The sequence below is a fragment of the Xanthobacter sp. YC-JY1 genome (assembly GCF_021730305.1).
Taxonomy (GTDB): domain Bacteria; phylum Pseudomonadota; class Alphaproteobacteria; order Rhizobiales; family Xanthobacteraceae; genus Xanthobacter; species Xanthobacter flavus.
On record NZ_CP032674.1, the window covers coordinates 775785 to 797086 of the forward strand.

The following is a 21302-nucleotide window of genomic DNA, read 5'->3' on the forward strand; positions in this document are numbered from 1 at the left end:
CATGCTCGACGTGCCCCACGCTTCACCGCAGGACCAGGCGCCGGTCCGCCTCACCAGCCTCGCCCATGGCGGCGGCTGCGGCTGCAAGCTTGCGCCTTCCGTGCTGCAGGAGCTGCTGGCGGGGCAGGCGAGCGGCGGGCCGTTCGAGCGGCTGCTGGTGGGCACCGAGACGGGCGACGATGCGGCGGCCTACGATCTCGACGGCGAGACCGCCATCATCGCCACCACGGACTTCTTCATGCCCATGGTGGATGACCCCGACCATTTCGGCCGCATCGCCGCGACCAACGCCATTTCGGACGTCTACGCCATGGGCGGAGAGCCGCTGATGGCGCTCGCCATCCTCGGCATGCCCTTGGGCAAGATCGACACCGCCACCGTGCGGGCCATCCTCGCCGGCGGGCAGGCCATCTGCGCCGAGGCCGGCATTCCGGTGGCCGGCGGCCATTCCATCGACTGCCCGGAGCCGGTCTACGGCCTCGCCGTCATCGGCCGGGCGCCCAAGGCGCGGCTGCGCCGCAATTCCACGGCGCGCGCGGGCGATGCGCTCATCCTCACCAAGGCGCTGGGCGTCGGCGTCTATTCCGCCGCCTTCAAGAAGGAGGCGCTCTCCGCCGCCGCCTATGACGAGATGATCGCCTCGGTGACCAAGCTGAACCGCGTCGGCGCGGCGCTCGGCAAGGAGGTGGCGGTGAGCGCCATCACGGATGTGACCGGCTTCGGCATCCTCGGCCACGGGCTGGAGATGGCGCGCGGCTCGGGCGCCACCCTCGTCATCGAGCGCGCCGCGCTGCCCTGGCTCTCGGAGGCGGAAATGCTGGTGCAGCAGGGCTTCGTCACCGGCGCCTCGCACCGCAACTGGTCGAGCTACGGCGCCGAGGTGGACCTGCCCGAAGGCACGCCCGACTGGCAGCGCCACCTCTTCACCGATCCGCAGACCTCCGGCGGCCTGCTGGTGGCCTGCGCGCCGGAGGAGGCCGACCGCCTGCTCGCCGATATTCGCGCGGCGGGCTATCCCGCGGCGGTTCGCATCGGGCGCGTGGAGGCCGGGCCGGGGCGGGTGCGCATCGCCGGCTGAGGCGACAAGCGGGGGCTCTGGCGGGACGCCGGCGCCGAAATCAAGGAACCATGCGGCGTGGCAGGTCGTTCTCCCGGCGAAAGGAGAACGGATATGCCCTTCACCGACGCCTTGAACGCTTATTCGACGGCGCCCCGGCGCCCGTCTCCCATCGTGCTGCCTTCGCCGAACAGGGCGCGCATCTGCGCCACCGCGATCGTCGGCGGCATCATGTTCCTTCTGGTTTCGGGCGTACCCGCGCCGGCCGCCGCCCAGACCGCTGCACCCGCGGCCCAGACCGGCGCCTGCGAGGAGCCGCCCCACACCGCCGCGACGCCCCCCGCGCATGGCCCGGATTCCGGCACCAAGCCCGGCAGCGAAGGCTCCACCGCCTGGAGCGGCGGCACCGGCGGCTCCTATACCGGCCTCACGCCCCATGCGGGCACGCCGGCATCGCCCACCCGCCAGCCGGATACGGTCTCCGGTGTCAATCCGAAGCCGGAGCCGCAGGGGAAGTGCTGACGGGGCGCTCGGCTCTCGCCCAATGGATGGGGCCGAGATCATAGGCCAGCTGATGGCGCACCACGGCGGCATCGGCGTCTGACGCATCGCCGGTGCGGGCGGTCACCCGCCGCACCAGTTCCTCCGCCGGGGCATCGAGCCAGATACCGGCGAAGGGCAGGCCAGCCTGCGTCGCAACCTCTTCGATGGCGTCCCGCTCCTCGGGGCGCGCATGCACGGCATCCACGATGACCGTGTAACTGCTGGCGAGGACACGGCGCGCCAGCGTCCGCAGCCGCTCATAGACGCGCGGGCTCACCTCGGCCGCATAGGCTTCAGGGGGCAATTTTTCCGTTTCCGCTACATGGAACAAGCGCTTGCGCTCGATATCCGAGCGCAGGATGACCGCGCCGGGCGCCCGCGTGCCGACACCCACCGCCGCCTTGGCCGCCCACGTGCTCTTGCCGCTGCCGGACAGCCCGCCCACCGCCCAGAGCGTGGGCCGGGAGGGGTCGGCCGTTTTCACCGTCACATCGCCGAAGCGAACCGGATCGGGCTGCGTGGTGCCGAGGAGGTCGATGGTCTGCTGGAAGAAGTGGGCGACGCGCCCCTCCGCCTCAGTCCGCTTCTCCCCCTCCAGATGCGCGAGCCCCGCCGCCTCCACCTTCGCGCGGATGCCGGCGCGCAGGCTGAGGAAGAGCGGCAGCGCCGCGAGCCCGTCGAGCTGCGCGTCGTCGCTGGCCCACAGATAGCGGTTGAAGATGGCGTTGGCCTCTGTCCTCAGGCCCCGCTGCCACAGGTCCATGAGCAGGAAGGCGAGGTCGTAGAGCACGTCGCAGGTGGCGATCTCGTCGTTGAACTCGATGGCGTCGAACAGCACCGGCTTGCCGTCGAGGAGCACGATGTTGCGCAGGTGCATGTCGCCATGGCAGCGGCGCACGAAGCCCGCCCCGGCGCGCGTCGCCAGCAGCGGGCGCACACGGGCCAGCGCCGCACGGGAGACTTCGGCGAGCCGCGCCACGTCTTCGGCCGGGAACAGGTCCGGCCGGGCGGAGAATTCGGCGATATTGTCTTCCAGATAGGTGGAGAGCGCGGCAGCGGTGTCGAAGCCCCGGCGCTCGGGCGCGGCGGCGTGGGCGCTCACCACCATGGCCGCGACGGCCTTGACCAGCTCGGGCGTGAGCTCGCCGCGCCCGGCGATCCTGTCGAGGGTGAGGTCGGTGTCGAAGCGGCGCATCTTCACCGCATAGTCCACCGCCTCGCCATCGCCGCCGAGCGCGAGGCCATGGGGCGTGCGCACGATGGGCACCACGCCGAGATAAAGGCCGGGTGCCCCCGCGCCCGAGATCGCCACCTCGGCGGCGCAGGCGGCGCGGCGCTTCTCCAGCGTGGAGAAATCCATGAAGGGGAAGAAGACCGCGCGCTTCACCTTGTAGGCGAACGGGCCGGCGAGGAAGACGGCGGCGCCGTGGGTGTCGATGCGGATGATGTTCTCCGCAAGCCCATGGGTCGCGGGATCGGCGAGGAGGGCGAAGACGGCGCTTTGGTCGGCGACCACGTGGTCGCCGGCGGTCTTTTGGGGCGGTTGCGCAGGTGCTGCCATGGTCGCCTCGCCACGCTTTCCCGTCCGAACCAAAGGGGCCGGGTCTTATGCGCTCTGGCCGGCACTCGCTCCGGCCCATCGGCGTGTCATCGCCCGGCTTGTCCGGGCGATCCACCCTGCCGTTTCAGCAATGGTCGAAAGATTGACCCCGGCCCATCCGTGGATCGCCCGGACAAGCCGGGCGATGACGGCGGTCGAGTGTTCTCCCGCGAAGGGGAGAAGGGTAAAGCCGGCCTGCCCCCTACGGCGTGATGGCCACCTTGAGGACGCCGTCGCGCTGGTTGGCGAAGAGGTCGTAGGCGGCCTCGATCTCGTCCAGCTTGAAGCGGTGGGTGACGAGGGCGCGGGCGTCCACCCGGCCGGAGGCGACCACGTCCATCAGCCGGCGCATGCGCTCCTTGCCGCCGGGGCAGAGCGAGGTGACGATGGCGTTGTCGCCGAGCCCCGCCGCGAAGGCATCGAGCGGAATTCTCAGGTCGCTCGAATAGACGCCGAGGGAAGAGAGCGTGCCGCCGGGCCTGAGCACGCGCAGCGCCGCCTCGAACGTCTCCTGCCGCCCCAGCGCCTCGATGGCGACATCCACGCCGCGCCCGTCGGTGAGGCGCAGGATCTCCTCCACCGGATCGACCTTGGAGAAGTCCACCACGAGGTCGGCGCCCATGGCGCGGGACATCTCGAGCCGCGCGGCGACGCGATCCACCGCGATGATGCGCGTCGCGCCCATGAGCTTGGCGCCGGCCGTGGCGCACAGGCCGATGGGGCCCTGCGCGAACACGGCCACCGTGTCGCCGATCTTCACCTTGCCGCTCTCGGCGCCGGCGAAGCCGGTGGACATGATGTCCGGGCACATCAGGACCTGTTCGTCGGACAGCGCCTCCGGCACCGGGGACAGGTTGGTCATGGCGTCGGGCACGACGAGATATTCCGCCTGCGCGCCGTCGATGGTGTTGCCGAAGCGCCAGCCGCCCATGGCCTTGAAGCCGTGCTTGGTGCGCGGGCCATCCTGCGAGCACTGGCCGCACAGGCAGGCGTTGGAATAGCCGGAGGGCGTGATGGCGCCGGCGATGACGCGCTGGCCTTCCTGGAAGCCCTCCACCGCCGAGCCGAGCTTCTCGATGATGCCCACCGGCTCGTGGCCGATGGTGAGACCCGTGGCCACCGGATACTCACCCTTGAGGATGTGCACGTCGGTGCCGCAGATGGTGGTGGTGGTGATGCGGATAAGCGCATCGAGCGGGCCGACATCGGGGATGGGCTTCTCGTCCAGCACGATGCGGTTCTTCTCGACGAAGATGGCCGCCTTCATCTTAGGCTGCCCGGGGCGCTGGCGTTCCACATAGGCTGCGGGGGAGAGCATATCCGTCATGGCGTTCCTGCCTTTCCGTCGAGCCGCCTGAGCGGCTGCCTTGCGGTATTTTAATATTGGTCGGGTGGCGGCGGGACATTGATGCCCGTCAACGTGGGCGCCACGGCTTCGGTACCGCAGGTTGAGAGTGTAGACTGGAACAAGCGGCCCTTTTCGGGCCGGACGATCATTTCAGCCGGGGATTTTCATGACCGATCACAGCGAGGCGGCGCAGATCGCGCCGGAGGCCATTGCACGCTGGACAGGGCTGGCGCAGGACGCGCCGCTGCGCATCGCCCTCACGCGGACCGATCTCGACAATTTGCTGCTCGGCCTGCGCGCGCTCGCCATCGGCCAGAGCGAGCTGGCGGCGGCGCTGGTCGCGCATCTCAATCAGGATCCCGGCGCCTGTCATGAGGCGGTGATGCGGGCGGGGGAGCTCTCCCAAGCCGCCTTCGGCCGCATCAACGGCTTCGTCGGGGCCGTTATGGCCGGGGCCGTACCCGAGAGGTGAGTGAACTGCGGAAGCTATCCCGCCGTCATGGCTGGGAACGCCTTACGGGGATTGTACCGTCGGTCTGACGTGGATGCCCGGGACAAGCCCGGGCATGACGGAAGCATTGGAGGCGGAGGCCTTGGGCCTCACGCGTGGGCCGGTTCGCCTTGAACCGCGGCGCCGGTGCGCGCCTTCTCCACCAGATGGCCGGCGAGGCGGTGGGCCAGCGCCATGATGGTGAGGGTGAGGTGCTTGTCCGGCAGCACGGGGATGACGCCGCCGTCGCAGACATAGACGTTGTCGAGGTCGTGCAGCTTCAGGTCCGCATCCACCACGCCCCGCTCGGGGTCGGCGGTGGTGGCGGTGGTGCCGGCATAATGGATGCCGGTGCCGGTATTGTCGCGCGAGGGATAGATGGAGGTCGCCCCGGCATGGCGCAGCACTTGGCGGCCCCAGCCGTTCATGGCCTCCATCATCGCCTCCGCGCGCGGCGTGGCGGAGAAGTCCACGGCCACATGGCGCACGCCGAAGCGGTCGCGGGTCGCGCCGGGCCGCACCCGGTTGGCGGGGGTCGGCTCGCCGGCGCAGAACAGGCCGAGCGTGACGTAGGAGTGGAACATGAAGCGGGCGAGCCGCTCCTTCATGAAGGGCGGGAAGCGCTTCATGCCCGCGAGATAGTGCGGGATATCCGGCACGCCGTGGATGGCGTGGCCGATGAAGGGGAATTCCTCCCCGTCCGGCAGCGTGCCGCGCGACATGAGGATGAGCAGGTCGCCATAGCCGATGTCGAAATCGCGGCCCTTGCCCCACAGCTTCCACAGCGAGGTGGAGAGCACGGCCTTGGGATTGTCCTGCAGGCGCAGGCCGAGCTGGCCGGTGGCGTTGCCCATGCCCTCGGGGGCGGCGTCGTCGGCGGAGTTGAACAGGATGCGCGGGCTCTCGATGGCACCGGCCGCGAGCACCACGTGATCGGCGGTGAGCACGCGCGCCTCGCCGGTGGCCATGTCGCGATATTCGACGCCCATCACCCGCTTGGTGCCGGGCTCGCGCAGCAGGCGCACCACCTTGGTGCCGGAGCGCAGCTCGTAGTTCGGCAGCGTCTCGATCTCCGGCAGCAGACGGGCGGTGAACTTGTAGACCGCGCCGGTGGGGCAGCCGGAGGTGCAGATGCCGGTGGAAACGCAGGCGTTGGGGCTGTCGGGGCGGGTGTCGATGGCCTTGCGGTTGGGGATGGCGTGCGAATAGGGCTCGTCCATCGCGTTCACCGCATCGACGATCATCACGTCGGCGGGGCGCAGGGGCTTCGGCGGCACATAGACGCCGTCGGGCAGCTCCTCCAGGTTTTCCTGGGTGCCGCAGACGACGATGCGCCGCTCCACCGCCTCGTAATGGGGCGCGAGGTCGGAATAGGAGATCGGCCAGTCCCGGAAGTCGCGGGCGGAAAAGCGCACGCTCACCCCGTTCCAGAGGTTCTGGAGGCCGTTGACGGCGAGGATCTGGTAGTGGTGGAAGTTGTTGTCCGGCCAGCCGGTGGAGCCGTCCCCGCCCTTCTCGAACAAGGGATGGACGAACAGGCTGTCATGCGGCTCGGCCGGCCACACCGTGTTGGCGCGGATGCCGAAATCAAGCTGGGTGCCCGGCGGGTCCACGCGCTTGAAATGGTCGTCGGCGAGGCGACCGCCCTGCTCCAGCGAGACCACGTTGAGCCCCGCCTTCGCCAGCTCGTAGGCCAGCATGCCGCCGCCGGCGCCGGTGCCGACGACGATCACGTCGCAATGGGTTGCCTTAGCCATGGGCGTCTCCCGAAGCCTTCCCGGCCAGCGGCCGCCCGCCGACCAGCGGCCATTCCCCCACCGAGCCCAGGAAGCTGGGCGAGGCGAAATGCACGTATTCGAAGAAGGTGCCCACCGCCTCGGCATCCTCGGCGAGGTGCTCGCGATGTACCGCGCCTTCGGGGAAGCCGGAGCGTTCGGCGATGCGCCGGAATGCGGCGTTGAGCTGGGTGTTCAGCGTGGCGATGCGGGCAAGGTCCGTCACCATCGGCGCCAGCGCCGCGTGGTAGGGGCCGAGCGGCAGGAGGGCTACGACCAGCGCCTCGAAATCGAGGGGGGCGTCGGGAGAGGTCTCGCTCATGGGGTCTCCTCAGGCCGCGTGCAGGCGGCCGAGCTCGCGCAGGGGGCGGCCGCTTCTGAGGTGGCGCTCGATCTCTTCCAGGCTCACGCCGTTGGTCTCTGGCACCAGCCACTGGGTGAAGGCGAGGCCGGCGACGCACACCACGGCATAGAGGCCGAATACGCCGGCGAGGCCGAACTCGGCCACCAGAACCGGGAAGCTGAACACCACGATGAAGTTGAAGCCCCAGTTCACCAGAGAGGCGATGCTCATGCCCAGCGCCCGGCAATCCAGCGGGAACACCTCGGACATCATCACCCACGGCAGCGGGCCGATGGCGATGGCGAAGGAGGCGATGTAGAGCACCAGCCCGGCGAGGGCGAGCACGCCGAGCGACGGGCTGCCGGTGGCGGCGGCGATGGCGATGGCACCGAGCGACACGGCGGTGCCGGTGAAGCCGATGAGCAGCAGCAGGCGGCGGCCGAGCCGGTCGATGAGCATCATGCCCACCACGGTCATCAGCACGTTGACCACGCCGATGCCGGCGGTGGCGAGGATCTGGGTGGTGGTGGAGCTGAAGCCGGACAGCTCGAACACGGTGGGCGCGTAATAGATCACCGCGTTGATGCCGGAGAGTTGCTGCAACAGGAACAGCCCCATGGCGACGATGAGCGCCGGGCGCACGCGGGGCGAGAGCAGATCGGCGAAGGTCGCCTTGCGGCCCTCGTCGGCGGCCGCGGCGGCGCGGATCTCCTCGTATTCGGCGGCGACGGCGGGGTCGTTCTCCGGCTTCTCGCGCATGCGGGCGAGGGCGGCCTTGGCCTCGGCGCTGCGGCCGCGCATGGCGAGCCACCGGGGGGTATCGGACAGGGCGAAGATGCCGCCGAACAGCATCACCGCCGGCACCGCACCCATGGCGAACATCCAGCGCCAGTTCTCATGGAAGGCGTAGCCCACCACATAGGCGCCGAGGATGCCGAGGGTGATGGCGAGCTGGTAGATGGAAACCAGCATGCCGCGCTCCTTGGCCGGGGCGCTTTCGGAGATGTAGAGCGGCGCCATCATGGCGGCGACGCCCACCGCGAGGCCGATGACGAGGCGCGCGAGGGTGAGGGTGATGAGGCCGCCGGCCAGCGCACTCAGGAGCGCGCCGCCGATGAACAGGATGGCGGACCACAGCAGCAGCTTGCGGCGCCCCGCGGCAGCGGCGAGCCGCCCGCCGACGATGGCGCCGATGAAGGCGCCGAAGGGCACCGCCGCCGTCATCATGCCTTCCGCGACGGGATCGATGCCGAGGTCCCTGCGCAGCGGTGCCAGCGCGCCGGCGATGACGCCCTCGTCGAAGCCGAACAGCGCCCCGGCGAGGCCGGCGATGGCGGCGATCAAATAGATCATGGCGCTTCCCTTCGCGCTTTACCGCCCGCCGGACAGCCCCGCGGCGCGGCCCCTCTTTTTCATGAAAAGCCCTGCGGGCGTCAGGCCAGCACCACGCGCGCCACCTTGCGGACGGCGGCGATGATGTCGGCCTCGTCCTCGGGGGTGAGCGTGGAGGCGATGGTCAGCAGCGCGCCACGGGCGTGCAGGTCGTCGCAATGGGGCAGCGCGCCGGCGGCGTAGCTGTAGCTCTGGCCGAAGGCGTTGGACGGGTGCGTCCACGGGAAGCCGTCGCGGCTGTCCGAGCGCTTGTTCACAAGGCTCGGGATGTTGGAATACCAGTGCATCCCCCACTCGCGCATGGCGAGGCAGGCGAGCGAGCCGGACGGCCCGGCGATGCCCTCGGCGCGCAGGGCATCCACGAAGCGGCGGGCGGTGGCCTCGTCCTTCAGCGTCATCAGCAGGAAGGGGCCGGTGTCGCCGGAGGGGTCGGGCACGGTGCGGAAGCCGAGGCCGGGGAGGTCGGCGAGGGCATCGCGGATGCGCCACTTGGACGAGCGCATGTTGCCGGTGATCTGCGGAAGCTTGCGCATCTGGGCAAGGCACATGGCGCCCGTCAGCTCCGACATGCGGGCGCCGACGCCCCAGAGCTGGCAGTTCTCGTCCGAGGTGTCGAGCCGGCCCTTCTCGTTGCGCGGATAGCCGAGATCATGCAGCGCGACGATGCGGCGGAAAAGGTCGTCCCGCTCGGTCACCACCATGCCGCCGTCGCCGGAGGTCATGTTCTTGTTGAGCTGGAACGAGAAGATGCCGATGTCGCCGAAGGTGCCCACGGCCTTGCCGTTCTGGCTGGCGCCGGCGGTCTGGGCGCAATCCTCGATCAGGGCGATGCCGCGCTCGCGGCAGATGCGGGCGACGTCGGCGACCCGGCCGGGCGCGCCGCTCATGTGCACCATCAAGGCGGCGCGGGTGTTGGGGCCGATCTTGCGCTCCACGTCCGCCGGATCGAGGGTGAAGCAGTCGTCGACATCCACCAGCTTCGGGATGGCGCCAGCGCGCACCACGGCGGCGACGCAGCTCACCCACAGATAGCCGGGCACCAGCACCTCGTCGCCGGGGCCGATGTCGAGGGCCGACATGGCGATGGTCAGCGCGGCGGTGCCGGAGGAGACGCCCAGCGCGTGCTTGTGGCCGAAGGCGGCGCACCATTCCTTCTCCAGCGTGTCCACCATGTGCTGGAGGTCGGGGCCGTAGAAGCGGAAGGGGCTCTGGGCGCGCACCACGCGGGAGACGAGTTCCAGCTCCTCCTCGCCGATCCAGTGGGCGCCCGGCAGCTCCCACGGCAGGGGCTTGGTGCGGACCGGTTCGCCGCCCTCGATGGCAAGGCGGTTGGCGTGTTCGTGGGTTGCCGCGGAAACGGTCACTGGGCGCCCTCCCTGACGGCAGCTCCGGCGAGATGCCGGGCCTATCGCCGCTCGATTTTTTGTACTTATGCTCTACTGTAGGTGGCGCTTACAAGTCCCGCAGGCCGCTCCATCTCGCGCACGTTATCCGCGCCCTACCCCCATACCCGTCGGATCACATGGCAACCTTGTTCCTCACGGCGGGGCTCGTGCTCCTCAACGGCATGTTGTTCGGCTTCAGCACGGCGTCCATCGCCGGCGTGGTGGGCACCATCTCCGAGGCGTTCGCCCTCTCCACCCGCGCCACCGAGATGATGGTGACGTCGCTGCTGGCCGGCTGCTTCGTGGGCGCAGTGCTCGCCGCGCCGATTTCCCAGCGGATCGGCCGGCGTCCCTCCTGCCTCCTCGCCGCGGCGCTGGCCTTTGCCGGCTACGCGCTGGTGCCGATGGGACAGGTGATGGCGCCGGGCGTGGGGATGCTGGTGGCGGCGCGCATCCTCATCGGCCTCGGGGTGGGACTCTCCTCCATGGTGGTGCCCATGTATGCGGCGGAGGTGACGCCGGCGCGCCATCGCGGCGCGGTGGTCTCCCTGTTCCAGCTTGCCGTCACCATCGGCATCCTTCTGGGTTATGCGGTGCCCCTCGCGCTCACCGGCCACGCCACTTGGGCGCAGATGCTGGGCGGCGGCGTGCTCATCGCGGGGGCCTGCGCGGGCGCCGTGCTGCTGCTGCCGGAAAGCCCGCGCTGGCTCATCTCCCGCGGCCGGATGGCGGAGGGCGAGGCGGCGGCCCAGCGGCTGGGCCTTGCCGGCGAGATCTCCGCCGGCGACGGCGAGAGCGCGCCGGCCGGCAACTGGCGGGCCGTGCTCGGCCGGGGCAGCACCAAGGCGGTGCTGGTGCTGTGCAGCGTGCTGTTCGTGCTGCAGAACTTCTCCGGCATAGACGGCATCCTCTATTACGCCCCGCACATCTTCACCGAACTCGGCTTCCCGGCCGGCGTCGCCGCCCTCGCCGCCACTTTCGGCCTAGGCCTCGTCAACGTGCTGGCGACCATGGCGGCCATGATGCTGGTGGATCGCCTCGGGCGCCGCCCGCTGCTCATCGCCGGCTCGGCGGCCATGGCGGTGAGCCTGGCGCTGGTGATCGTCGCCGCGCTGGCGGACTGGCCCTATGTGGCGCTGGCGGGCCTGTGCGCCTACATCGTCGCCTTCGCCCTGAGCCTCGGGCCGCTGCCTTATGTGCTCATGTCCGAGCTGTTCCCCTCGGCCATCCGCGAGCGGGGCATTGCTGCCGCCTCGGCCACGAGCTGGCTGTTCAACGCCATCGTGGCGGCGAGCTTCCTCTCGGTGGTGGAGGGCATCGGCCTTGCCGCCACCATCGGCATCTTCCTCGTGGTGTGCGTCGCCTCGCTCTTCATCTCCCTCGCTTATGTGCCGGAGACGCGGCAGGTGGAGCTGGAGGACATCGAGAAGGACGTGCTCGCCGGAAAAGCGCTGCGCCGGCTGGGCGCGTAAGCGTTTCGGCGCGTACCGGAATAGGCTAGAGGAGGGGCGGAGCAAGGTCACGCAGGGGGAGCCAGATGCCGGCGACGTACGAGGTTTCGGGGCTGCTGACCTTCACCATCGCCATCCTCGTCTACTTCCTCGGCGCCGGCCTCAACGAGATCATCGCCCCGCTCAAGCGCTGGAACATCCCGGAGGCCGTCACCGGCGGCATCCTCGCTGCGCTCGCCACGCTCTTTGCCTACAAGGTGGTGGGCCTCGCGGTGAGCTTCGACCTCGACGCCCGGGACCTGCTGCTGCTCTATTTCTTCACCGGCATCGGCCTCAATGCCCGCGTCTCGGACCTCGCCACCGGCGGCAAGCCGCTGGTGATCCTGCTGCTGCTGACGGTCACCTATCTGGTGCTGCAGAACGTCGTCGCCGTCGGTGGCGCGGCGGTGCTCGGCCTGCCCCATGGCGTGGGGCCGCTTCTGGGCTCGGTGTCGCTGGTGGGAGGCCACGGCACCACCATCGCCTGGGCGCCGATGATCTCGCAAAGGTTCGATCTGCCCAACGCGCTGGAAATCGGCATCGCCAGTGCCACCCTGGGCCTTGTCATCGCCAGCCTCGTGGGCGGCCCGGTGGCGGGCCTGCTCATCTCCCGCTTCAACCTGCGTGGCACCGGCGACGACGCCCCCATGGTGGGCCTGCCGGATACCCCGGCCGAGCCCCAGGGCGGTTCGGTGGACTACAAGAACATCCTCGTCACCATCCTCGCGCTCAACCTCGTCATCATCATCGGCTATGCGCTGGAAGGCGTGGTGGAGAAAACCGGGCTCAAGCTGCCCATGTTCGTGGTGTGCATGCTGGTCGCCATCGTCATCACCAATATCCTGCCGAAGGTCGCGCCGCGCATGCCCTGGCCGGCCCGCACCCCGGCGCTGGCGCTGGTCTCGGACCTGTCGCTGAAGATCTTCCTGGCCATGTCGCTGATGAGCATGCAGCTCTGGACGCTGGGCGGCCTCGGCCCGGCGCTGGCCACGGTGCTGGGGCTGCAGACGCTGGTGGCGGTGGCCTACATCCTGTTCGTGGTGTTCCCCGCCATGGGCCGGAACTATCAGGCGGCGGTGCTGGCGGCGGGCTTCACCGGCATCAGCCTCGGCGCCACCCCCACCGCCATCGCCAACATGACGGCAGTGACCCGCACCCACGGCCCGGCCCCCATCGCCTTCATCATCCTGCCGCTGGTCTCCGCCTTCTTCATCGACATCGCCAATGCGCTCGCCATCGGCTTCATGCTGAGGTGAGGGGGCGCTCTGTGCGTCCGCGATGACGTGGGGGACGCCTTGGCCCCCTCATCCGTCACGCGGCTGCGCCGCGCGCCACCTTCTCCCGCGAGGGGAGAAGGGAGAAGCCTGCCAGTCGCTTCAGTATCTTAACGTGGGAGCCGGCCCAGCTCCCCTCTCCCCTCGCGGGAGAGGGGCTGGGGGTGAGGGGGTTCTCTCCGCAGCCGCGATGGCCGGGCGGACGCCCGCCCCCTCATCCGTCACACGGCTGCGCCGCGTGCCACCTTCTCCCGGGAGGGGAGAAGGAAGAAGTCTGCCAATCTCTTCAGTATCTTGACGTGGGAGCCGGCCCAGCTCCCCTCTCCCCTCGCGGGAGAGGGGCTGGGGGTGAGGGGGCTTTCTCCGCAGCTGCCCACCCTATCCCCGCGTCATGCCCAGCCTCGTGCCGCTGCCCGGTGAGGTGGTCCCGGCCCGGTCATGACCGCGCGGCGAGAGGGGCCGGCCGCCAAAAGACCTTCTCTTCAGCAAACCTCCCTCGAAGCCCCTGCGTCACCGGCCGATCCGCCCACCATCGAGGCATTCCAATGTCGGGTGCCCCCTGTTGTCTTCCATGAAACCTTGATGTCCAATGTTCATGCGATGCATTTGCATCGTCGATGACTGTTTTTGGAGATGCCCGGAGGCTCGCATCATTGGCGAAGTCTGCGGCGTGATTTTGAATCATTCCATAAAGAGACGAGGACATGATCGTTAACGTGATCTTCGGCTCCGACGGCGGAGCCACCAAGGGCGTTGCGTCCCGGATTTCCAAGAAGTGCCAGGGCCGTGCGGTGGACATCAAGACGGCGAGCCCGGCCGACTTCGAGAATTGCGAACTGCTCATCCTCGGCTCGCCCACCTATGGCGACGGAACGCTCCAGACCGATTGGGAGGAGCATATCGACAAGCTCCGCGGTGCCCGGCTGAAGGGCAAGAAGGTGGCCCTGTTCGGCACCGGCGACCAGGAGAGCTATCCCGGCTCCTTCGTGGACGCCATGGGCATCCTCTATGACGAGGTGACGGCGCTGGAGGCGGTGGTGGTCGGCTTCACCGACACCAAGGGCTACGACTATCTCAATTCGACCGCCGAGCGCGACGGCAAGTTCGTCGGCCTCGCCCTCGACCAGGACACCCAGTCCGGTCTCACCGACAAGCGAGTGACCGCATGGCTCAGCACCATTCTCTAGAAGCCGTCTGCGATCCGCCGCAGGAGGCGGAGGCCGACTGGCCGCCCGCGCTGGTGCGCCTTGCGGTGCCGAAGGAGGCAGGCGCCATGCAGCGCCTGTTTCACCATCATCTCTACGAGCTGGGGCGGGGCGTGCGGCCGCTGTTCCTGATGACGCTGGCGACGCGGGAGCTGCCGCCGCTTCTGGCGCGGCTGGAGCGGGCGGGCATCGACCATTTCGTGCAGCAGGTGAGCCCGGCCAAGGCCAACCTCTTCTTCGGCCGCGACGCCTTCGTCGCGGTGGCGCGGGCGTTCGTCACCCGGCCGCTCAACGCCCTGACGGCAGAAGAGGACTTCATGCTGGGGACCATGCTCGGCTACGACCGCGAGCAGCAGTGCCGCCGCTACCTCACGCGCTCCGGCCGCGGGCTCGACCGGCCGGCGCTGGCGGCGGAATAAGCTTCGACCGGTCTTCCGGCGAGAAGTTCAGACCGCACCCTCGGCATGGCGGGTCGCCAGCGGCAGGGAGGCGGTGGCGAGGAAGGAGCGGTAGCGCCGCCGGGCATCCATGGCGGTGCCGTTGTCGGAGATGGCGGCTTCCTGCAACTCCGCCAGCGCCCAGGGCGCCGGCTCCACCGGCACGGCGACGATGGCCGGCGCGGCGCGGGAGGTGATCTCGATCACGTCGTGGGGGGTGAGGGCCTGGAGGGCATGGGCGGCAAGCTGGCGCTGGTAGGCCCGCCGCTCGGGGGACAGCTCCTCCCACGGCTCCAGCAGCGGATAACGCTGCTGCGAATAGGCGTGCATCGCCCGCGCCATCCGCTCCACCATGTCCGTCGAGACCATGCCCGCCCCTCGATGCCCTGACCCTCTGGGTGCGACGGTATCAAGGTGCGCAACCTGGGCGCATCGCCGTCCTTCCGTCACAGCGAGGATGACCCGGCGGTTCTTTCACGGAGGTTGCTGCCGGTCCGGCTGGCACCGGCGCATTCGATACATGGTGAACGCCCCCTTAACGCTACCGATACCCCTCCCGGCAACCTCGGGTGACACCCGGTTCGAATTGTGATTCCGGGCGGTGTCCAATTTGCCGCAAACGGCCTATAGGATGGCCGAAATCGTCAAGGGAGCCGAAGAGATGTCCGTGAAGCTGAGCGACCTGAAGGTGAAGCTGTTCACCGACGGCGCCGACAAGGCGCAGATCGTGGAAATGGCGAAGCAGCCCCACATCGCCGGCTTCACCACCAACCCCTCTCTGCTGCGCAAAGCCGGCGTAACCGATTATGAATCCTACGCCCGCGACCTCGTGGCGGCGGTGCCGGACCGGCATATCTCGTTCGAGGTCTTCTCCGACGACATCCCCGAAATCCGCGCCCAGGCCCGCGTCATCGCCACCTGGGGCGAGCATGTGCATGTGAAGCTCCCGGTCTCCACGACCCGCGGCGAAACCTTGTACGAGCTGGTGCGGGACCTCGTGCAGGACGGCGTGAAGGTGAACCTCACCGCCATCTTCGACGTGCCCCAGGTGGACGAGGGCGTGAAGGCCCTGGCCGGCGGCGCCCCTTCCATCATCTCGGTTTTCGCCGGCCGGTTGGCCGATCTCGGCATCGACTACAAGCCGGCGATCTCCCGCGCCGTCGAGCTGTCCCGCGCCACCCCGAACGTCGAAGTCATCTGGGCGTCCACCCGCGAGGTGTGGAACGTGATCGAGGCGGACGAGATGGGCTGCCACATCATCACCGCCCCCGCCGACGTGCTGAAGAAGCTGCCGGCGCTGGGTTCGCGCACCGCCGCCGAACTCTCCCTGGACGCGGTGAAGGCCTTCCGTACCGACGCCCTGGCCGCCGGCCTGACCCTTGACCTCAAGGGCCGCGCCGCCGCCGAGTGACCCTTATGTCCGCCTGATTACGAACAGGGCACGCCGCGGCATTGCGCAGCGGCGGCGCGCTGTTACACTGTCCGCAAGGCGCAGCCGGCCGCGGAGCTTCGCGGCGGCCTGAGCGCACGGGACCGCCTTGCGGCGAGGGACAGGACATGAGGGACGAGACGCACGGGCCCGGCGGGGGTCCGGAGCAGTCTTGCCGTAGCGGAACCGCTGCCGAGGCAACGGTTTCTCCGTTGCGTGCGGGGACGGGCGATGGTCCCAAGGACCAGCCTCCTGCCGCCCAGCCTTGCGCCACGTCCGCTCTCCCTCAGGATCGCCGGGCGGAGTCGCGATCGGCGAGCCCGCACGGCATCTATGCTGCCATCGACCTTGGCACCAACAATTGCCGCCTGCTGATCGCCCGCCCGACCGCCCGGAGCTTCCGGGTGGTGGATGCCTTCTCGCGCATCGTGCGCCTCGGCGAGGGGCTCGGCGCCTCCGGCCGACTGTGCGACGGCGCTATGGAACGGGCGCTGGGTGCGCTGGAAATCTGCGCCACCAAGATGGAACTGCGCGGTGTCACCCGCGCCCGCATGGTGGCGACCGAGGCCTGCCGCTCGGCCGTCAACGGGGAGGATTTCTGTTCTCAGGTCGAGGCCCGCACCGGCCTGACGCTGGAGGTGGTGGACCGCCGAACCGAGGCGGGACTTGCCGCCACGGGCTGCGCGCCACTGGTCGACCCTTCCTGCGAGGGGGCGGTGCTTTTCGACATTGGCGGCGGTTCGACCGAGGTGGTCTGGCTCGGCCGCCGCTCGGCCGGAGATGATGGCCCGCCACGTGCCCGCATCCGCTCCTGGGTCTCGCTGCCGGTGGGCGTCGTCTCCCTGTCCGAGCGCCACGGCGGCGTGAAGGTGTCGCCGGACGTGTTCCACACCATGGTGGACGAGGTCTGCGCCATGCTCGACGGCGTGCGCCAGAGCTGGGGCGTGCGCGCCCCCGCCCGGCTGCACTTGCTCGGTACGTCGGGCACCGTGACGACCGTCGCCGGCATTCATCTCGGCCTCGACCGCTATGATCGTGCCCGTGTCGACGGGGCCTGGCTCGGCGCCAGCCACATCGAGCAGGTGGTGGATCGGCTGATGACAATGAGCTTCGAGGAGCGCGTCGCCAATCCCTGCATCGGCGCCCAGCGTGCGGATCTTGTGCTCGCGGGCTGCGCCATCATGGAGGCGGTTCGCCGTATTTTTCCCGCCGACCGGCTCCGGGTGGCCGATCGCGGGCTGAGGGAGGGAATGCTGGTGCAGATGATGCGGGCGGACGGCGTGTGGCGGAACGGCCGCGCGGCCGACGGCTACAACGCGACCCCGCCAAACGGAAGCCGTCCAGCGTGACCACACCGCCCCGTGGGCCGGACGGCCGCCCGCTGAAAGTGCGCGTGAAGACCTCGCGCGGCCGCACCACCTCCCAGCAGAAATGGCTCCAGCGCCAGCTGAACGATCCCTATGTGGCCCGCGCCAAGCGCGAGGGCTGGCGCTCCCGCGCGGCGTTCAAGCTGATCGAAATGGACGAGAAAGCCAAGCTCCTGAAGCGCGGCCTGCGCATCGTCGATCTCGGCGCGGCGCCCGGCGGCTGGAGCCAGGTGGCGGCGCAGAAGATCGGCCTTGAGCAGGGGCAGGGCAAGATCGTCGCCATCGACCTTTTGGAGATTGACCCGATTCCGGGCGTCGCCTTCGCGCAGATGGATTTCCTAACCCCCGACGCGCCAGGGCGGCTGATCGAGATGCTGGGCGGGCAGGCGGACCTCGTGATGTCGGACATGGCGGCCAACGCGACGGGCCACAAGAAGACCGATCATTTGCGCATCGTCGGCCTCGTGGAACTGGCCGCGGATTTCGCCCGGCAGGTGCTCGCGCCCGGCGGCGCCTTCCTCGCCAAGGTGATCCAGGGCGGCACCGAGGGGACGCTGCTCGCCAACCTCAAGCGGGATTTCGCTCTGGTGCGCCACATCAAGCCGGCGGCCAGCCGTGCCGACTCGGCCGAACTCTACGTCCTAGCTACCGGCTTCCGCGGCAGCGCCGACATCGCCTTTGAAGAGGCGGACGACGCGGACGCCTAGTCCGGCGGCACTTCGCTGCGCGGGTCGTCGAGATCGGGCTTGCGTGCGGTGAGGGAAGAGCCGGCATCCTTCGGCAGCGGGATGAAGAAGAAGATGCTGAGCGCGCTCACCGCCGCCACCACCAGGAAGGCGGCGGAGAAGTCGCCCTGCGTCACCGCCACCTCGCCGCGCGAGGCCCGCATGGTTTCCAGGACAAGGCCCGCAACGGCAACGCCAAAGGAGAGCGAGACCTGCTGCGCCACGCTGGCGAACGAGGTGGCGCGGCTCATCTCGGCCGGTTCCACGTCGGCATAGCTCAGCGCGTTCAGGGCGGTGAACTGCAGCGAGCGCAGGAAGCCGCCCACAAGCAGCAGCGACGCGATGAGCCAGTGCGGCGTCAGGGGCGTAAAGGCGGCATTGATGGCGATGAAGCCGCTGCACAGGAAGACGTTGGCGAGGAGAACCCGCTTGTAGCCGATGCGCTGCAGGAGCCTGGCGGCGGTGAACTTCATGGCCATCGCTCCGGCCGAGGCGGTGAAGGTGAGGAGGCCGGAGGCAAAGGGCGAGAGGCCGAACGAGAGCTGCAGCATGAGCGGCAGCAGGAAAGGCATGGCGCCGATGCCTACACGGAACAGCGAGCCGCCCACCACGCCGGCGCGGAAAGTGCCATGCCGCAGCAGCTTCAGATCCAGCACGGCGTGAGGCGTGACGCGCGCGTGGCGGACATAGAGAAACAGGAAGAACGCACCCGAGGCTCCGATGGCGAGCGCAGCCCACTGCGGCACCAGCACCTCCTGCCCCAGCACCGCAAAGCCGAAGACGAGGCCGGCGAGCCCTGCGCCCGACAGGATCAGGCCCTTGAGATCAAGCGGCGGCACGTCCTCCTCGCGCACGTTCTCGATGAAGCGCGTGGCGAGGAACACGCCCAGCACGCCGATCGGAACATTGATGAAGAAGATGAGGCGCCAGTCGAAATAGGTGGTGATGAAGCCGCCCAGCGGTGGGCCGAACACCGGGCCGAGCAGGGCCGGAATGGTGAGCCAGGCGAGGGAAGAGACCAACTCGGACTTCGGCACCGAGCGCAGGATGACGAGCCGCCCCACCGGCACCATCATGGCTCCGCCCATGCCCTGGATGATGCGGTAGAGCACGAAGTCCGCCAGCGACGACGAGAGTCCGCACAGGATCGAGCCGATGGTGAAGATGACGATGGCGGAGCGAAAGACCGTGCGCGCGCCATAGCGGTCGGCGGCCCAGCCGCTGGCCGGGATGAAGACAGCCAGGGAGAGCAGGTAGGAGGTCAGCGCCAGCTTCAGCGCCACCGGGTCCTCGCCGAGATCGGCGGCGATGGCGGGCAGAGAGGTGGCGATGACGGTCGAGTCCACCTGCTCCATGAAGAGCGCGCAGGCGACGATGAGCGGGATGAGGACCTGAGGCGGGAGCGCCTTGAGCTGCATCAGCTTACCCTTGGGCCGGCCCGTTCGGGCTCCCCCGTTTCCCCTGCCCCGCAATAGGCGGATGGCGCGTCGCGATCAACCGTCGCCCGGCGCATGGTGTTGCTCCGATCCTTGCAGCACGGGCAGAGCACACCATATGGATTTGGGGCCTCAAGGAGGGCCCGGGAAGGCCATGATCTACATTCTCGCCGCTCTGCTGCCGCCCGTCGGCCTGCTGGTGAACGGGCAGCCCATCTCGGCCATCATCAATCTCGTGATGATCGTGCCCTGCATCCTGCTCGGGCTGATCTTCCCCTTGATGTTCCTAGTACCCTCGGCCCATGCGGTGATTGCGGTGCACATGAAGCGCACCGACCGCCGCCAGCGGGAGGTCATCGAGGCCATCCAGCGCTCGGGCGGCGTACCGCCGCGCGACTGGCGTCCCTGACGGCAGAGGCGGGGGCCGCCCCCGCCTCGTCCCGGACTATCTCACCACAAGCACGATCTTGCCCACGTGCGCGCTTGCATCCATGCGGGCGTGGGCGCCAGCGGCATCCGTGAGGGGGAAGATTTCGTCCATGACCGGGCGGTACTTTCCGGCGGCGATCAGCGGCAGCACATGCTCGACGATGGCTGCGGCGATGGCCGCCTTCTCGGCGACCGGGCGCGAGCGCAGGGTGGAGCCGGTGTGGGTGAGCCGCTTCAGCATGAGGCGCATGAAGTCCACCTCGGCTTTGGCGCCCTGCTGGAAGGCGATCTGCACGATGCGGCCGTCCTGCGCCGCCGCCTCGTAGTTCTTCTGGATGTAGGGGCCGCCGATCATGTCGAGAATGACGTTGGCGCCCTTGCCGGCGGTGAAGCTCTTCACCTCAGCGACGAAATCCTGCGTCCTGTAGTTCACAGCAACGTCTGCGCCGAGCTTCACGCAGGCGGCGCACTTCTCGTCCGATCCGGCGGTGACCACCACGCGGGCGCCGAGTGCCTTGGCCAGCTGGATCGCCGTGGTGCCGATGCCGCTCGCGCCTCCGTGCACCAGCAGCGTCTCCCCGGCCTTCAGCCCGCCACGGTCGAAGATGTTGCTCCACACGGTGAAGACGGTCTCGGGCATGGCCGCCGCCTCGGCCATGGAGAGGCCCTCGGGTACGGGCAGGGTAGTGGCCTCATGGGCGGGACAATATTCCGCATAGCCGCCGCCGGTGACGAGGGCGCACACCTTGTCGCCGATCTTGTAGGTGCTCGCGCCCTCACCCAGCGCCACCACTGTGCCGGCGATCTCGAGCCCCGGAATGTCGGAGGCGCCGGGCGGCGGCGGGTAGAGGCCCTTGCGCTGCATCACGTCCGGCCGGTTGATGCCGGCCGCCTCCACCTTCACCAGAACCTCGCCGGGCGCCGGCTTCGGCACCGGCCGCGGGCCGGGCACCAGCACCTCGGGGCCGCCGGGCGTGCTGACGGTGATGGCGGTCATGGTCTCGGGCAGGGCGGCGGCGCTGGACATGGAAGCTCCGGTGGGGCGCACGGCACGAGGCTCTTCCCAGCCCGGCCACGGCGCGCAAAATAGGGTGATCAGACAGGAGGCAACCGCGCCTGAGGCAGCGGCGGTCGCCGCGGAGAATAGGGAAGGGGAGGAGCAAAGCCAATGGATGAGGAGATCAAGCCGAAGCCTGCCGATCCGTTGGCCGGCGTGGACGTGTCGCGCCTGTCGGTGGACGAGATCGAGGCACGCATCGCCGCGCTCAAGGCTGAGATTGCGCGTCTGGAGGCGGCGCTCGCCTCCAAGCACGCCTCTCGCGCCGCGGCGGATGCGGCGTTCAAGCTGTAGGAATGGGAAAGGCGTTGGGGGCCTGCGATTGCGTCGGCCCCTTTAGCGCGGAAGGGCGCGGCTAGCGGGTTCGCATTAACGCGGCGTTAATGTCCCGCGAGCACTCTGATGTGGTCCGTCGGAAAAGATCCTCCCCGGACTTCTGGCAACTCTCCCTGTCGGACTGCGAGCCGCCGCAAGGCGGCTCTTCTTTGGCTAGCCCCCGATATCCCCAGTCTGATCCGTG

General features: G+C 69.1%; 21 protein-coding genes. 12 read left to right on the forward strand and 9 right to left on the reverse strand.

The annotated features are described in order from the left end of the window. The first annotated feature begins 1 nt into the window (after position 1). Together selD and D7006_RS03710 are read left to right on the forward strand one after the other, a co-directional pair. Complete coding sequence (gene selD, locus D7006_RS03705) at positions 2-1078, forward strand: selenide, water dikinase SelD (protein ID WP_237355596.1); 1077 nt, start codon at positions 2-4, stop codon at positions 1076-1078. Between the two features lie 93 nt (positions 1079-1171). After that, complete coding sequence (locus D7006_RS03710) at positions 1172-1579, forward strand: hypothetical protein (RefSeq protein ID WP_237355597.1); 408 nt, start codon at positions 1172-1174, stop codon at positions 1577-1579. Here the strand turns inward: D7006_RS03710 and D7006_RS03715 are convergent. Together D7006_RS03715 and D7006_RS03720 are read right to left on the reverse strand one after the other, a co-directional pair. After that, the gene (locus D7006_RS03715) at positions 1545-3161 is read right to left on the reverse strand and encodes a bifunctional aminoglycoside phosphotransferase/ATP-binding protein (protein ID WP_237355598.1); all 1617 of its coding nucleotides are present in this window, start codon (positions 3159-3161) and stop codon (positions 1545-1547) included. The two genes, D7006_RS03710 and D7006_RS03715, sit on opposite strands and share 35 nt — an antisense overlap. A gap of 241 nt (positions 3162-3402) precedes the next feature. After that, entirely contained in the window at positions 3403-4518 is a 1116-nt protein-coding gene (locus D7006_RS03720) for an NAD(P)-dependent alcohol dehydrogenase (protein WP_237356843.1), read from the reverse strand. A gap of 196 nt (positions 4519-4714) precedes the next feature. Here D7006_RS03720 and D7006_RS03725 point away from each other — a divergent pair, with 196 nt between their 5' ends. After that, on the forward strand, positions 4715-5020 hold the full coding sequence (locus D7006_RS03725; protein ID WP_237355599.1) for a hypothetical protein: 306 nt from the start codon (positions 4715-4717) through the stop codon (positions 5018-5020). Between the two features lie 128 nt (positions 5021-5148). On the opposite strand, the gene D7006_RS03730 is transcribed toward D7006_RS03725, so the two are convergent. The 4 genes from D7006_RS03730 to D7006_RS03745 form a co-directional block, all read right to left on the reverse strand. Continuing rightward, complete coding sequence (locus D7006_RS03730; protein WP_237355600.1) at positions 5149-6795, reverse strand: GMC oxidoreductase; 1647 nt, start codon at positions 6793-6795, stop codon at positions 5149-5151. Then, entirely contained in the window at positions 6788-7135 is a 348-nt protein-coding gene (locus tag D7006_RS03735; protein WP_237355601.1) for a hypothetical protein, read from the reverse strand. Before D7006_RS03735 ends, D7006_RS03730 begins: the two co-directional genes overlap by 8 nt. A 9-nt stretch (positions 7136-7144) precedes the next feature. After that, positions 7145-8509, reverse strand: a complete 1365-nt coding sequence (locus tag D7006_RS03740) for a sugar porter family MFS transporter (RefSeq protein WP_237355602.1) — start codon at positions 8507-8509, stop codon at positions 7145-7147. 80 nt (positions 8510-8589) lie between these two features. After that, a complete protein-coding gene (locus tag D7006_RS03745; RefSeq protein WP_237355603.1) occupies positions 8590-9912 on the reverse strand; it encodes a DegT/DnrJ/EryC1/StrS aminotransferase family protein in 1323 nt (440 codons plus the stop codon). Between the two features lie 158 nt (positions 9913-10070). On the opposite strand from D7006_RS03745, the gene D7006_RS03750 reads away from it, so the two are divergent. The 4 genes from D7006_RS03750 to D7006_RS03765 all read left to right on the forward strand — a co-directional run bounded on the left by D7006_RS03750 (position 10071) and on the right by D7006_RS03765 (position 14321). Then, positions 10071-11405: a sugar porter family MFS transporter gene (locus tag D7006_RS03750; RefSeq protein ID WP_237355604.1), complete on the forward strand. Its 1335-nt coding sequence runs from the start codon at positions 10071-10073 to the stop codon at positions 11403-11405. Positions 11406-11470: 65 nt separating this feature from the next. Beyond that, complete coding sequence (gene gltS / locus D7006_RS03755; protein ID WP_237355605.1) at positions 11471-12679, forward strand: sodium/glutamate symporter; 1209 nt, start codon at positions 11471-11473, stop codon at positions 12677-12679. Positions 12680-13401: 722 nt separating this feature from the next. Continuing rightward, positions 13402-13884 carry a flavodoxin FldA gene (gene fldA / locus D7006_RS03760; RefSeq protein ID WP_024277541.1) on the forward strand — a complete coding sequence of 161 codons (483 nt, stop codon included), beginning with the start codon at positions 13402-13404 and terminating at the stop codon, positions 13882-13884. Continuing rightward, complete coding sequence (locus D7006_RS03765) at positions 13863-14321, forward strand: DUF2023 family protein (protein ID WP_237355606.1); 459 nt, start codon at positions 13863-13865, stop codon at positions 14319-14321. The genes fldA and D7006_RS03765 overlap by 22 nt, the downstream gene beginning before the upstream one ends. Positions 14322-14348: 27 nt before the next feature. Here the strand turns inward: D7006_RS03765 and D7006_RS03770 are convergent, their stop codons facing one another. Next, positions 14349-14708: a hypothetical protein gene (locus D7006_RS03770; RefSeq protein WP_229645386.1), complete on the reverse strand. Its 360-nt coding sequence runs from the start codon at positions 14706-14708 to the stop codon at positions 14349-14351. Between the two features lie 292 nt (positions 14709-15000). Here D7006_RS03770 and D7006_RS03775 point away from each other — a divergent pair, with 292 nt between their 5' ends. From D7006_RS03775 to D7006_RS03785, 3 genes are all read left to right on the forward strand, one after another. After that, positions 15001-15750 (forward strand): transaldolase, encoded by a 750-nt coding sequence (locus D7006_RS03775; RefSeq protein WP_237355607.1) that lies wholly within the window; start codon positions 15001-15003, stop codon positions 15748-15750. Between the two features lie 146 nt (positions 15751-15896). Next, a complete protein-coding gene (locus tag D7006_RS03780) occupies positions 15897-17117 on the forward strand; it encodes a Ppx/GppA phosphatase family protein (RefSeq protein WP_371745030.1) in 1221 nt (406 codons plus the stop codon). Then, on the forward strand, positions 17114-17842 hold the full coding sequence (locus tag D7006_RS03785) for an RlmE family RNA methyltransferase (RefSeq protein WP_237355609.1): 729 nt from the start codon (positions 17114-17116) through the stop codon (positions 17840-17842). Before D7006_RS03780 ends, D7006_RS03785 begins: the two co-directional genes overlap by 4 nt. On the opposite strand, the gene D7006_RS03790 is transcribed toward D7006_RS03785, so the two are convergent. Beyond that, positions 17839-19278 carry an MFS transporter gene (locus tag D7006_RS03790; protein WP_237355610.1) on the reverse strand — a complete coding sequence of 480 codons (1440 nt, stop codon included), beginning with the start codon at positions 19276-19278 and terminating at the stop codon, positions 17839-17841. The two genes, D7006_RS03785 and D7006_RS03790, sit on opposite strands and share 4 nt — an antisense overlap. Positions 19279-19450: 172 nt before the next feature. Between D7006_RS03790 and D7006_RS03795 the strand changes: the two genes are divergently transcribed. Then, on the forward strand, positions 19451-19705 hold the full coding sequence (locus D7006_RS03795) for a hypothetical protein (protein WP_168462499.1): 255 nt from the start codon (positions 19451-19453) through the stop codon (positions 19703-19705). 36 nt (positions 19706-19741) lie between these two features. Here the strand turns inward: D7006_RS03795 and D7006_RS03800 are convergent, their stop codons facing one another. Beyond that, positions 19742-20752, reverse strand: coding sequence for an NAD(P)H-quinone oxidoreductase (locus D7006_RS03800; protein WP_237355611.1), 1011 nt, complete (start codon positions 20750-20752; stop codon positions 19742-19744). Positions 20753-20893: 141 nt separating this feature from the next. Between D7006_RS03800 and D7006_RS03805 the strand changes: the two genes are divergently transcribed. Further along, complete coding sequence (locus D7006_RS03805) at positions 20894-21076, forward strand: DUF1192 domain-containing protein (protein WP_237355612.1); 183 nt, start codon at positions 20894-20896, stop codon at positions 21074-21076. Positions 21077-21302: the final 226 nt, after the last annotated feature.

Coding starts and splice junctions, on each gene's coding strand:
- selD (WP_237355596.1), top strand. CDS start 2: ATGCTCGACGTGCCCCACGCTTCACCGCAGGACCAGGCGCCGGTCCGC.
- D7006_RS03710 (WP_237355597.1), top strand. CDS start 1,172: ATGCCCTTCACCGACGCCTTGAACGCTTATTCGACGGCGCCCCGGCGC.
- D7006_RS03715 (WP_237355598.1), bottom strand. CDS start 3,161: ATGGCAGCACCTGCGCAACCGCCCCAAAAGACCGCCGGCGACCACGTG.
- D7006_RS03720 (WP_237356843.1), bottom strand. CDS start 4,518: ATGCTCTCCCCCGCAGCCTATGTGGAACGCCAGCGCCCCGGGCAGCCT.
- D7006_RS03725 (WP_237355599.1), top strand. CDS start 4,715: ATGACCGATCACAGCGAGGCGGCGCAGATCGCGCCGGAGGCCATTGCA.
- D7006_RS03730 (WP_237355600.1), bottom strand. CDS start 6,795: ATGGCTAAGGCAACCCATTGCGACGTGATCGTCGTCGGCACCGGCGCC.
- D7006_RS03735 (WP_237355601.1), bottom strand. CDS start 7,135: ATGAGCGAGACCTCTCCCGACGCCCCCCTCGATTTCGAGGCGCTGGTC.
- D7006_RS03740 (WP_237355602.1), bottom strand. CDS start 8,509: ATGATCTATTTGATCGCCGCCATCGCCGGCCTCGCCGGGGCGCTGTTC.
- D7006_RS03750 (WP_237355604.1), top strand. CDS start 10,071: ATGGCAACCTTGTTCCTCACGGCGGGGCTCGTGCTCCTCAACGGCATG.
- gltS (WP_237355605.1), top strand. CDS start 11,471: ATGCCGGCGACGTACGAGGTTTCGGGGCTGCTGACCTTCACCATCGCC.
- fldA (WP_024277541.1), top strand. CDS start 13,402: ATGATCGTTAACGTGATCTTCGGCTCCGACGGCGGAGCCACCAAGGGC.
- D7006_RS03765 (WP_237355606.1), top strand. CDS start 13,863: ATGGCTCAGCACCATTCTCTAGAAGCCGTCTGCGATCCGCCGCAGGAG.
- D7006_RS03770 (WP_229645386.1), bottom strand. CDS start 14,708: ATGGTCTCGACGGACATGGTGGAGCGGATGGCGCGGGCGATGCACGCC.
- D7006_RS03775 (WP_237355607.1), top strand. CDS start 15,001: ATGTCCGTGAAGCTGAGCGACCTGAAGGTGAAGCTGTTCACCGACGGC.
- D7006_RS03780 (WP_371745030.1), top strand. CDS start 15,897: ATGAGGGACGAGACGCACGGGCCCGGCGGGGGTCCGGAGCAGTCTTGC.
- D7006_RS03790 (WP_237355610.1), bottom strand. CDS start 19,278: ATGCAGCTCAAGGCGCTCCCGCCTCAGGTCCTCATCCCGCTCATCGTC.
- D7006_RS03795 (WP_168462499.1), top strand. CDS start 19,451: ATGATCTACATTCTCGCCGCTCTGCTGCCGCCCGTCGGCCTGCTGGTG.
- D7006_RS03800 (WP_237355611.1), bottom strand. CDS start 20,752: ATGTCCAGCGCCGCCGCCCTGCCCGAGACCATGACCGCCATCACCGTC.
- D7006_RS03805 (WP_237355612.1), top strand. CDS start 20,894: ATGGATGAGGAGATCAAGCCGAAGCCTGCCGATCCGTTGGCCGGCGTG.